At 47.5% G+C, this 12,724-nt stretch carries 10 protein-coding genes; 9 read left to right on the top strand and 1 reads right to left on the bottom strand.

Features of this window, described 5'->3' with window-relative positions:
- Positions 1-52: 52 nt before the first annotated feature.
- From AADH33_RS10955 to pdxJ, 9 genes are all read left to right on the top strand, one after another.
- Positions 53-2,656, top strand: a complete 2,604-nt coding sequence (locus AADH33_RS10955; protein WP_348548890.1) for a capsular polysaccharide biosynthesis protein — start codon at positions 53-55, stop codon at positions 2,654-2,656.
- A 155-nt stretch (positions 2,657-2,811) separates the two neighbouring features.
- Positions 2,812-4,038, top strand: coding sequence for a capsule biosynthesis protein (locus AADH33_RS10950; protein ID WP_348548889.1), 1,227 nt, complete (start codon positions 2,812-2,814; stop codon positions 4,036-4,038).
- Between the two features lie 373 nt (positions 4,039-4,411).
- Positions 4,412-6,211, top strand: coding sequence for a translation elongation factor 4 (gene lepA, locus AADH33_RS10945; protein ID WP_348548888.1), 1,800 nt, complete (start codon positions 4,412-4,414; stop codon positions 6,209-6,211).
- Positions 6,212-6,316: 105 nt separating this feature from the next.
- Positions 6,317-7,219, top strand: a complete 903-nt coding sequence (gene lepB / locus AADH33_RS10940) for a signal peptidase I (protein ID WP_348548887.1) — start codon at positions 6,317-6,319, stop codon at positions 7,217-7,219.
- A 223-nt stretch (positions 7,220-7,442) separates the two neighbouring features.
- Entirely contained in the window at positions 7,443-7,835 is a 393-nt protein-coding gene (locus AADH33_RS10935; RefSeq protein ID WP_241900609.1) for a DUF4845 domain-containing protein, read from the top strand.
- 93 nt (positions 7,836-7,928) lie between these two features.
- A complete protein-coding gene (gene rnc, locus AADH33_RS10930) occupies positions 7,929-8,726 on the top strand; it encodes a ribonuclease III (protein WP_348548886.1) in 798 nt (265 codons plus the stop codon).
- 238 nt (positions 8,727-8,964) lie between these two features.
- The gene (gene era, locus AADH33_RS10925; protein ID WP_348548885.1) at positions 8,965-10,077 is read left to right on the top strand and encodes a GTPase Era; all 1,113 of its coding nucleotides are present in this window, start codon (positions 8,965-8,967) and stop codon (positions 10,075-10,077) included.
- A 70-nt stretch (positions 10,078-10,147) separates the two neighbouring features.
- Positions 10,148-10,945, top strand: a complete 798-nt coding sequence (locus AADH33_RS10920) for a DNA repair protein RecO (protein WP_348548884.1) — start codon at positions 10,148-10,150, stop codon at positions 10,943-10,945.
- Positions 10,946-11,038: 93 nt separating this feature from the next.
- Entirely contained in the window at positions 11,039-11,818 is a 780-nt protein-coding gene (gene pdxJ, locus AADH33_RS10915; protein WP_348548883.1) for a pyridoxine 5'-phosphate synthase, read from the top strand.
- Positions 11,819-11,892: 74 nt separating this feature from the next.
- Here the strand turns inward: pdxJ and AADH33_RS10910 are convergent, their stop codons facing one another.
- Entirely contained in the window at positions 11,893-12,663 is a 771-nt protein-coding gene (locus tag AADH33_RS10910; RefSeq protein ID WP_348548882.1) for a prepilin-type N-terminal cleavage/methylation domain-containing protein, read from the bottom strand.
- Positions 12,664-12,724 lie beyond the last annotated feature (61 nt).

Below are 12,724 nucleotides of genomic sequence, written 5' to 3'. Positions count from 1 at the left end.
TTTATACTAAAATATTAGTGGTTAATAAATCATTGACTGACAAGGGGAAGTAATGGCAAACAGCGTCACAGACGAAGGCAAAAGCGCCTCTATATCGGCCTTTGATGATACGCTGTTTTTGCCCTTAACCCAGCGCTTGCAGCCGATGCAACTGGCGGTGATTGGTAAAGGTATGCAGCGTAATAATCTTTTGCTGCCACAAGTGCTGCATGCTGATATTCAGCGCTGGTATCCGTGGTCAGCAGGGCAACAAGGTGTCACGGCCTCTGCTGCCTCACTGCTGTCTAGGTTGCCCTTACCAAACCATATCAAGAATCAGATCAAAACCATATCGAAGCCTCAGCCTGAGGCTTTTATCGGTTGGGGACGCAAAAAAAGCTTTCAGCGCGCGCGCAAAGCCGCCAGCAAACAAAGCTGTGCTGCGCTGAGTATCGAAGACGGCTTTTTGCGCTCACTAGACTCTGGCATCAGTAGCCGCCATGCTGTCAGTGTGGTCGTCGATGATGTGGGTATTTATTTTGATTTGACCCAAAGTTCGCGCTTAGAGCAGCTTATCGTTGCTCGTGCCAGTTTTGATAATCATAACAATCATAACAATCGTGACAGTGCTGGGCATCATGCGCTGCATCACCGTCGTGCTCAGCAGCTGATGGCACGCATCTGTGCAGAAAAGCTGAGTAAATATAATGCGGTGACGACTTGCCCCTCACTCAATGAGTTGGCAAATAGCAAAGCGGCAAAGCGAAAAGTCGCCAATACCGCAAGCACTCCTCGGCAGCCACATATCTTATTAGTCGATCAAGTCGCAGGCGATGCCTCTGTCAAAGGGGCTGGTGCAGATAAACGTCAGTTTAGGCGTATGCTAAAAGCCGCTTGCCGCAATCATCCGAATGCCCATATTTGGATAAAAGCACACCCTGCCGCCCGCACAGGCTATCTGACTGGTCTCAAGTTACCCAAAAACGTGCAGGTGTTGACACAGGTGCTCAATCCTATCGCCTTACTGGCGCAGCTCGATCATGTGTATACAGTCAGCTCGCATATGGGTTTTGAAGCGCTGATGCTCGGTAAGCAGGTGCATTGTTTTGGGGTCAACTGGTATAGCGGCTGGGGGCTGACAGATGATAGCGGTGCGCCCAAACGCTTGTATCATACTGTCATGCACCGTCGTCAAAACTTTGCGATGAGTTTACCGCCGTCAAAACCCCAGCCTAATTCAGCCTTGTTTCCACCAGTTTTTTCTCAAACGACCTCTAAAGCCAATATGGCGAGAAACGTAAGCGCAACTTTAGAGGTACTGTTTTATAGTGCTTATGTCGATTATAGTCACTATGTCGATCCTGCGAGCAGCAAAGCTTGCGACATAGAGGCGGCGATTGAGTGGCTGGTGACCAACCGTCACTGGCAGTCGCAGCTGGCAGGTCGTTTGACGGTTTATGAATTTAGCCGCTGGAAGCTGCCATTTGTTAAGGCTTTTGTGGATCTGCCGCGTACTGATTTATTTATCAAACCAAAACCTCGCCTAAAAAACCTGCTGCATCCCGATCATTTACGGGTGGATTATCAGCAGCCGTTACTGGTTTGGGGCTTAGCAAAGCGGCAGCAGGTACAACAAAAACGCCAGCGCAAGCAGGTAGGTTTTGGTGCAGATAGCCCAGCTATCTACTGTATGGAAGATGGTTTTATCCGCTCCAACGGTCTGGGCGCAACGCTACTGGCGCCTCTATCTGTGGTGATAGACAGACAAGGCATCTATTACGACGCCACCGAGCCCTCGGATTTGGAGACGCTGCTACGCCACTGTCAGCCGCTAAGTCAGCCGCAGCGTCAGCGCGTCCAAAACCTACAAACCAAACTGCTCACCCAGCGAGTCAGTAAATACAATGTGGGTGCGAGCATTAGTCGTCAGGCAAGTCGTGACGGCAGCTGGCTCATACAGGCAAAGCAGTCTGGCAAGCGTCGCCTCCTCATCGTTGGACAAGTAGAAGATGATCTCTCTGTGCAGCACTGCGGGTCAATGATCAAAAAAAACCGTGATCTGATCGCGCGCGTTAGGCAAGACAATCCTGATGCATATCTCATTTATAAACCGCATCCCGATGTGGAGGCAGGACTGCGCGCTGGCAAGGTAGGCGCTGATGGCTTACAGCTGGTAGATGCGGTCGCTTATGATACCGCGATGCCTGATTGCCTAGAAGGGGTCGATGCGGTGCACACCATCAGCTCGTTGACAGGCTTTGAGGCGCTGCTTCGCGGTTTGAGTGTGACGTGTTATGGTCTGCCATTTTATGCAGGGTGGGGGCTGACCACAGATATCGACGCGCAGCTGCCGCCAAAATCTCAGTATCTGGCCAGACGTAATCGCGGCACTCCTTTATCGCTTGAGCAGCTACTGTATTGTACTCTGATTTGCTACCCGTTATATCGTCTGCCAGATGGCCATGGGCTGGCGCAAGTGGAGCAGGTCATCGACTATTTGTACCCGCCTGATGACGATACTTTGATGGTCAGTCCAGAGACTTCTATTACTCCCTGTACACAGAGCCCTATGCGCGCTTTATTGCCAACGCCCACCCAATTAAAACGCCGCGCCGCGACGCGTTTTATGCAGTATCGCCATCAGTGGCAACAGCGCCTCAGCAATAAACCGCACTAACCTTATCTCAACAATCAACGTAAATCCCCTGCGACAGTCATGCCTTTTTTAGGTATAATTGCCTGTCGTTTATGCGGTTTTTTTGTATATTGGCCTGTTTTGATGCGACCTTCTTTTTCTTTGATTAATGGTAATTTGATACTATGACAGCTTCGATGTCTCATCTGCTTACTCATCGACATGTCTTGCTATTACAAGGAAAAATGGGCGGGTTTTTTCATCGTTTCTCAAGCTTTTTGCAGACGCAAGATATCAAGGTCAGCAAGATTAACTTTAATGCTGGCGATGCGCTGTTTTATCATCATCCCAATACTTACGAATACACAGGCACATTGGCGCAGTTTTCGTCGTGGTTGTCTGCTTTTATTCAAGAGCAAGGGGTTGATGCCATCGTCTGCTTTGGCGACTGCCGTCCGCACCATACTCAAGCGGCGCGGGTCGGTGAGCAGCTAGGCACCTCGTTTTTTGTATTTGAAGAAGGCTATTTGCGCCCTGATTACATCACCTTGCAGGAGCATGGCATCAATGGCTACTCACGCCTTAATACGGCTGATATCAAGGCGCTGAAAAAAGCCAATGACCAGCCGCTCTATACGCATAATCGCTTTTATCGCTTGAGCGTCGCGGCTATTGTTTACTATGCGGCCACTTGGCTGTATAAAAGCCGCTATCCGCATTATTCCCATTATCGTGGCATGACCGCCTGGCAAGAGGCAATCGCTTGGCTAAAAGCGCCGTGGCGCAAGCTGCGTGGCTACTTACCTGACAAGCGCTTACAACAGCGGCTAACGCGGCAAGATAGCAACAATTATTTTTTGATTAGCTTACAGGTGCATAATGACTCGCAAATCACTCATCACAGTGACTATCGTGATGTGGTGCAGTTTATTGACGAGGCCATCGCAAGCTTTGCCCATCATGCCGATGCTGCGCAGCTGCTGGTATTTAAGCATCATCCGCTAGACCGAGGTCATCGGGATTATCGTGAGTTGGTAGCAAGTTTGGCGGCGCGCTACCAAGTCGCAAATCGGGTGTTTTATGGCTGTGATATGCATCTGCCCACCTTGATGAAGCACAGTATCGGAATGGTGACCATCAATAGCACCACGGGTCTACAATCGGTATATCATAAAAAACCGACCAAGGTCATGGGCCGCGCTATCTATGACACTCCCAAGCTGACGGATCAAAAACCACTTGATAAATTCTGGCAGCAGCCAAAGGGCCCCGACAACGAGTTTTATCTGCGCTTTCGTGAGTATCTGATAGAGCAAACCCAGCTAAATGGTGCTTTTTATGGCAAGTCGCCATGGATATATAAGTATCTAAGCGCGACAAAAAACACTGACGATTCGGCGTTTTCTGAGAGTAAGATGCCCTAAAAAATAACGGGGATAAACGTGAAATATCGCAAAAGACACAGGCGCGATAAACAAATTAGCCAACAATCTGTTGCCTCCTTTTTTTCTGTAGCGTTATCGGCTTGTAACGTCACTGGTAAATCCTCTGCCAACGCATAAAATCGCCTTACTTTATAGTGGAAAACTGCTAGAATACGCTTTTATGTTTGCGCATAACGGTTGGCGTCTTCAGTGGTTGATTAAAGATAGTGATACCGGATATCGGTCTGATAATGTCTGGATCTTTATGGCTCATTTATAGGCCGTCAGTTTTTAGATAGCGACCGTGTGACATGCGCCTGACAGCATTTGCTCGAATTTTTTATTCTATCACCCTTAATTTAGTAGGCGCTTTGTGACTGCATTAGCAAATATTCGTAACTTTTCAATCATTGCCCACATCGATCATGGCAAGTCGACGCTTGCCGATCGTTTTATCCAGATGTGCGGTGCCTTGCAAGATCGCGAGATGCAAGCGCAGGTACTCGACTCCATGGATATCGAGCGTGAGCGCGGTATCACGATTAAGGCGCAGTCGGTCACTTTGTTTTATGACCATCCAAATGGCGAGCGCTATCAGCTTAATTTTATTGACACGCCAGGCCACGTCGACTTTTCTTATGAAGTGTCGCGCTCACTTGCTGCCTGTGAAGGGGCGCTGCTGGTGGTGGACGCCGCGCAAGGCGTCGAAGCACAGTCGGTGGCCAACTGCTACACCGCGGTCGATCAAGGTTTGGAGGTTATGGCAGTCTTAAATAAGATTGATTTGCCACAAGTAGAGCCTGAGCGCGTGATTCAAGAGATTGAAGACATCATCGGGATTGAAGCCATTGATGCGCCGCGTGTCTCTGCCAAATCAGGTCTAGGCGTCGATAAGCTATTAGAAACGTTAGTAGAGGTTATCCCTGCGCCAACAGGCGACCGCGACGCCCCGCTACAAGCCCTTATCATTGACTCTTGGTTCGACAGCTATTTGGGCGTGGTATCGTTGGTTCGTGTCCGTGAAGGGACGGTGAAAAAAGGCGATAAGATTTACATCAAATCGACCCAAGAGTCTCATCCTGTCAGCTCTATCGGTGTCTTTACGCCAAAACCTGTCGACACCGGCGTCCTAGAAGCAGGGGAGGTGGGTTTTGTCATCGCTGGTATCAAGGATATCGCAGGTGCGCCGGTGGGTGATACTATCACGCATGCCAGCACGCCTGACGTTGAGCGTATCCCAGGTTTTCAGCAAATCACCCCGCAGGTCTATGCAGGTATGTTCCCTGTCGATGCCAATGATTTTGAGAAATTCCGTGAAGCCTTACAAAAACTACAAATCAATGACGCCTCGCTTTTCTTTGAGCCAGATACCTCAGATGCGTTAGGGTTTGGTTTCCGCTGTGGCTTTTTGGGCATGCTGCATATGGAGATTATCCAAGAGCGCTTAGAGCGCGAGTATGACTTGGATTTGATCACCACTGCACCATCGGTGATTTATGAGATTGTCAAAAAAGACGGTGAGATCATCTATGTCGATAACCCATCGAGATTGCCTGAGCCAAACAATATCGAAGAGTTCCGCGAGCCGATTGCTCGTTGTCAGATTTTAGTACCGCAAGATTACTTGGGCAACGTCATGACTTTGTGTATCGAGCGCCGCGGCGTACAGGTCGATATGCGCTTTATGGGCAAGCAAGTCCAGCTGATCTTTGATATTCCGATGGGTGAGGTGGTCATGGACTTCTTTGACCGTCTAAAATCAGTCTCGCGCGGCTTTGCCTCATTGGATTATAACTTTGAGCGTTATCAAGTCGATAAGCTGGTGAAAGTGGATGTACTCATCAATGGTGATCGAGTTGATGCGCTAGCGATGATTGTCCATCAGGACCAAGCACGCTTCCGTGGCAACCAGCTAGTGACCAAGATGAAAGAGCTGATTCCGCGTCAGATGTTTGATGTGGCGATTCAAGCGGCGATTGGTAGCCAGATCATCGGTCGTAGTACGGTCAAAGCCATGCGTAAAGATGTCCTAGCCAAATGTTATGGCGGTGACGTATCACGTAAGAAAAAGCTGTTGTCTAAGCAAAAAGCGGGTAAAAAACGTATGAAGCAGGTGGGTAGCGTCGAGATTCCACAAGAAGCCTTCTTAGCCGTGCTGCAAGTGGATAGCTAAGAGTACATGCTGCTTTGGTAAAGGTTTGATAAAAAATACGTCATAGATGGTTTGATCTTATCGAGGATGCAATAAGATAAGCCGCTCGTTAATAGGCAAGTTATTATGGATTTTGATTTTAATTTAATTTTAGTGCCATTAACCATCGGCTTAGGTATCATCTGGCTATTAGATAAGTTGACCCTCAAACAGCGTAAGACTCGCGGACGTGGCAAGGAGAGCTTATTGGTCCGCTGGGCCTATGACTTTTTCCCCGTATTGGCCGTGGTGTTAGTGGTACGCTCATTTTTGATTGAGCCTTTTAATATTCCCTCATCATCGATGGTGCCTACGCTGTACACAGGCGACTTTATCGCAGTCAATAAGTATGCGTATGGTGTGCGTCTGCCTTTGACGTACAATAAAGTATTGGACACAGGCGAGCCTGAGCATGGCGACGTGGCCGTGTTTCGCTACCCAGAAAACCCAAGTATTTACTACATAAAGCGTGTGATTGGTCTGCCAGGAGATACGGTGAGCTATGATAACGGGACGCTTGCGATCAATGACGTACCAGTAAAAACCAAGCCTGTCAGCTTTACGGCCAATACAGATCTGACGTCTCAGCTTTATTTGCCAGGACAGATTGCCCCCGGTCAAATACTCACCGAAGAGAGCGCTGCTGCCATGGGCCAGCAAGAAGAGCGTGAAGCGCAGTATTTTTCCGAAACTCAAGGGGATACGACGCATCTTGTGCGCTATTTGACCGATATGAATAGTGCGCAATATGCGCCTTTTTTGCAGCAACAAGCGCCAGAAGTGGTCAGCTCTGAGGGTACACAGTGGCGTATCCAGGTACCAGAAGGTCAGTATTTTGTGATGGGTGATAACCGTGATCGCAGTGCTGACGGTCGGTTTTGGGGTTTTGTGCCCGAGCAAAACCTAGCGGGCAAAGCGGTCTACATCTGGATGCATAAGCCGCCTGGCCTAAACCTGCCCACTTTTGCACGTAACGGTACGATTCACTAACCGTAAAGGCTGACTAGAGCGTCTCTTCACTTAGGGTTTGGTTTGAGGCAGCGCGTACAAGCATGATATGTCTGCTGATAAAAAGCAGCAGCGCCGCTATTGGTTTTTTTATCGATAATAGTTTTGTGCTAATATTGTTACTATCTAATCAACGATCGCCTCATAGGTAGGCGGCGGTTAAAAATAGTGATTTATCAATATGGACCAGTAGAGGAAAAGGATCATGCAGCAGATATCTGGCTTGGCAACGCAGCGCGGTGCAAGTGTGACCAGTATCGTTTTAGTCATTATGGTTTTGGGTGTTGCTGCCAAACTCATCGTTGCTATCGTACCCGCTCACATCGGTGATTACCAGTTAAATAAGACTTTGAATGCCCAGCTAAAAGAGTCGAATAAGAATAATGAAACCGCCAGGCAGTACGTCGAACGTGTCAATCGGCAGCTATCTATCAATGCTGATTATGACACCAAAGCAGAGGACGTCTTTACCTTTACCAATAAAAAAACGGGTCAACTGGCGATTCATAAGCAGTATGCGGTCACCAATAATTTCTTTGGCAATGTCGATATCGTCAATCGTTTTGAGGCCGATATCGATATGAATAGCGCAGAGTAGCGCAGCCGAGCCGCCGATGATTTTTATAGCGCATTTATCATTCCAATCATTCACCACCTCAGTAAAAACAGAAGGGATAACCATAAGCCACGCATGAAACCAACTTCGCAGCATTCCCAAGCGGTTACTACTCCCAAAAAAAATAGCACGTCTGTCGACAACCACGTTGTGAGTACAGAGTTTGTCCAACGATTAGCGGTTTTGACGCGCAAATTAGGCTATGTGTTCAACGATTTGAGCTTGCCAAAGCTTGCGCTGACGCACCGCTCTTTTGACAGCAAAAAAAACTACGAGCGTTTAGAGTTTTTGGGTGACGCCCTGCTAGGGATGATCGTCGGAGAAGCTTTGTACCATCGTTATCCGACGCAAAATGAAGGGCGATTGACGCGTATGCGAGCCACTTTAGTACGTCAAGAGTCGCTGGTAATCATCGCGCAAAATCTTGAGCTTTCCAACCATTTGATTTTAGGCGTGGGCGAGCGTAAAGGTGGCGGACGCAATCGCGCTTCTATCTTGGCCGATGCTGTAGAGTCTTTGATTGGGGCGATTTACCTAGATAGCCAAGACATGGACATTACGCGCCAGTGCGTACTGTCGTGGTATGGGGATTTGATCGACAATGTCAACGATCAAAAAGCCTTAAAAGATGCCAAAAGCCGTTTGCAAGAGTGGCTACAGTCCAAGCAATTTGATTTACCGCATTATGAGCTATTAGAGACTCGAGGGAATGCGCCGCATCAGATATTTGTGGTGCGCTGCCATGTCAATATCAATGAATGCCCTGATATTACTGAGTCTGGTGAGAGTCGCCGTATCGCTGAGCAAAAAGCGGCCGAGCTGATGATTAATCAGTTGCACAAGCTGCCAAACTCTGCCAAAAAACGCTTATAGCAAGTGATAAACCCACAGCCTTACATATAATATGGTTATTGCAAGTAATATGATTATTGCAAGGCAGTTTGTCCACATTGATTTTACTCGTCTTGACCGCATATATTATAAAAGTTCACCTATTTATTAGCCCATAACGCAATGGATGTTTTAATATTGGTGATAATGCACCATTTAACGCCTAGTGATTTTTTATCAAACACCGTTTGGCTGGTGATAAACCCTACAGGATTACCTTATGAGCAATCATTCTGATTTGCCATCACACAATGCAGATAATACTGACAATATGACTGAAAACACCCCCATGCCCGCAGACCAAAATCAGGTAGCAATGAGTACAAACGAGATCAATCAGTCAGAAGATGTCTCATTAGAAAACGATGCCGCCATTGAGGCGTTTTTTGCCCCGAGTAGCCAGACGCGTATCGCGGAAGATTTCAAGTCGGGCTATGTGGCGATTGTTGGTCGTCCAAACGTGGGTAAATCGACGCTGATGAACCACTTGCTTGGACAAAAACTGTCTATTACCTCGCGCAAGCCGCAAACCACCAGACATCGTATCCACGGTATTTTGTCAAACCATGAGATGCAAGCGGTGTTTGTCGATACGCCAGGTATTCATCGTAACGAAGTACGGGCGATCAATGAGCGTATGAACAAAGCCGCGGTTTCGGCCTTGGTCGATGTTGATTTGGTACTGTTTGTGGTCGATTCGGATCAATGGCGCGATGATGATCTGCTTACCTTGCAAAAACTTGGTGAGACAGATCTGACCGTGGTATTGGTCATCAACAAAGCCGATACCTTGAAGGATAAAGGTACGCTATTGCCCCTGATCGAAACGTTCCACGAAAGCTTTGACTTTGCTGATATCGTTCCTGTGTCTGCGCTAAAAAACCAAAACCTAGATCGCTTACAAGAGGTGATTGCCTCACACTTACCAGTGGCGTCGCCTATTTATGATACCGAGCAAATTACTGACCGTTCAGAGCGTTTTTTGGCCAGTGAGATCATTCGCGAAAAAATCATGCGCAGTGCAGGCGATGAAGTGCCCTATGATTTGACCGTGCAAATTGATGAGTTTAAAGACGAGCCTGCGCATACAGATGCCAAAACTGGCCGTCCACGCAAAGCTTGTACCTTTATTGATGCGACCATCTATGTGGAGCGTAGCGGACAAAAAGCCATCGTCATCGGAGATAAGGGCCAGCGTATCAAGCAAGTCGGCATGGACGCTCGCAAGGATATGGAGCAACTGTTTGACAAAAAAATCATGCTGACCTTATGGGTAAAAGTCAAACGTGGCTGGTCTGATGACGAACGAGCCTTGACCAGTTTGGGCTATTGATGAGCAGCGATACCGATAGGTATAGTCGTTTTTAAGCCACCTGATAAGCATGGGTGCTGAGGTAATAGACATGCGTAACGAAGCGTTGACAGGTTACTTATTGCATCAGCGTCCTTATCAAGAAAAGCGCGCATTATATTGTCTTTTTTCTCAGCAGCATGGGATTATACATGGGGTTGGCAAAAAAGGCGCACCGCTATTTATGCCTTTGCAGCTATTTGCCAGTGGCAAGCGTGATTTAAAGACGTTTAGTCAAATCAACATCGCTGTACACAGTAATAGAGATGGAAAGGCCTCTTTAGATGCTCATCCCGATAATGCAGCGGTAGATGACGCTCACACGCTTGCTGCCATGCCTTATGAGACAATCACGGGTCAGCAGCAGTATTCGGCATTGTATCTCAACGAGATATTATGGCGTCTTTTGCCAACCGAAGATCCAATGCCGACACTGTGGCAGCACTACCAAAACAGCCTATACCAACTCAAACAGCCTTTAACCCAGCAGCAGCTGCGTCTATGCTTACGTCAATTTGAAAAGCACCTATTTGATGAGCTTGGTTTTACCCTGACTCTCAGTCATGACAGTATGCAAGACGCGATTGTGCCTGAGGGGCTATATCGGTTTTTGCCAGATGCTGGGTTTTTGGCCATATCGCGTGACACCATAGAGTCTGAGCGTTTAACAAGTGCCAGTGGTTATGCGGTGTTTTTGGGTGCAGATATCATAACAATGGCGCAGTCAGGCATCACTACCACGACGCTAGACGACTGGTCAAAACTACATCGTCATCTGATTGATCATTTATTAGAGTATCAGCCCCTGCAAAGTCGATTGTTGTGGCAGCAGCAGCGGCGCTATCAATGATTACGTCTAGCGGTAGTCACGTTCATCAATCAATCGTTACGTCTATCAATAGTCATGCTTGTCTATTAGGTCTCGTTATTAAAAGGATGTCTTATGACCACTTCTTCATTATCCACCGCTCATGGTACTTTGCAAAAACCTTTGTTAGGCGTCAATATTGACCATGTAGCGACATTGCGTCAAGCACGCGGTGTCAATTATCCAAGCCCTTTGGCAGCCGCCTTATTATGTGAAAAGGCGGGCGCTGACGGTATCACGATACACCTACGTGAAGATCGTCGCCATATTCAAGATGCTGATGTCTATGAGATAGCAGAGCAGCTGACGACGAGAATGAATTTAGAAATCGCTGCAACAGAGGAGATGCTAAAAATTGCCAGTGAGGTCAAGCCATACTGGGTATGTCTGGTACCTGAAAAGCGTGCTGAGCTAACCACAGAAGGCGGTCTTGATGTCGCAGGGCAACTGGCTTGGTTGACTGATTATATCGGTAAGCTACAAGCTGCGGGCATTAAAGTGTCACTGTTTATTGACCCTGACGACAAACAAGTCGCAGCAGCCATCGAGTGCGGCGCGGATGCCATCGAGCTACATACCGGTGCTTATGCCGAAGCAGGTTTGGCCGGTGATACAGATGCCCAGCAAAATGAGCTTGCGCGCATCAAAGCGGCGGTTGCGACTGCGCAACGTCTCAATAACCAGCTACTGGTCAATGCAGGTCATGGCCTCACACGTGACAATGTCCATGCCATTGCACAGATAGAAGGGATTTATGAGTTAAACATCGGCCATGCGCTCATCGCAGATGCCGTATTTGCCGGACTAGAGCAGGCCGTCGTGATGATGAAAGACGCGATGTATAAAGAAAGCTAAAAAATCTGCGTAGCTAGTTAATTAGATGTTACCTATTTAGAGGTTGCTTATTTAGAGGCCATAATAGATAAGGCTCATTTATCACATTGAGTGGGGTGGTTTTCGTTAAGCTTTTGCTTAACAATGCCGCCTTGGTTGAAAGAGATGAGATACATGGCTTTATTATAAGTGGCCGTTGGGCAGTATTTTATATGACCAAAGTGCCCACGCGGTTTGCCACTATCTCCCCAAAACTTAGTATAGTGGCGTCTGCCGCCTACGCGTAACATGACCTTACTGTGTTTTAGCTTCAGTGACTGCTGCACCAATAGCTGATCAACCTGCGTATCGAAGTGCTTGTTGTTATTTTTATCGATAAATAATAAAAGGGTTTTGTCACTGTTTCTATGACAGCGGCCACCTGCGTTTGATAAGCACAGCAACACGTTTTGTCTTCTGATAAAACTTTCAGCCTTGGCTAAAGCAAGTGTATCCTCTAGTTGGTTTTTGACGCGTTCAGCTTCCATTCGCGCCAGCTGCGTCTGTATGGCTGGTGCCGCCATCATCGCTATAATAGCCATTATCGCCACAGTGATAATCAGCTGAATTAAGGTAAAACCCTGACAACCTCTATACACGTGCGGAAAATTCGTGATCTTGGATTTATCTAATGAAGTGATTGGATACGGTAAGCGGGGCGACCAAACTATATAGTCTTTACCTCTCTTATAAAGCAAGTAACGTCTTGCTTTGTCAAATAACAGTGCGCCCAAGACCAACGTTACTTTACCAGCGCGACCAACGCGGCAAATTCTAAGTAGCTCTATCCTAATTCTAAGTAGCTCTATCCTAAGTAGCCAGCTCATGAGGCGTGTAACCTATACTAAGTGAAGGAATATAATAACGGGGTTCCACTTATTTCCTTGT

This window comes from Psychrobacter sp. KFRI-CH2-11 (genome assembly GCF_038239325.1).
GTDB classification, from domain to species: domain Bacteria; phylum Pseudomonadota; class Gammaproteobacteria; order Pseudomonadales; family Moraxellaceae; genus Psychrobacter; species Psychrobacter celer.
Note: the sequence above shows the minus strand (reverse complement) of the source record. Positions and strands in the feature narration are given on the sequence as shown.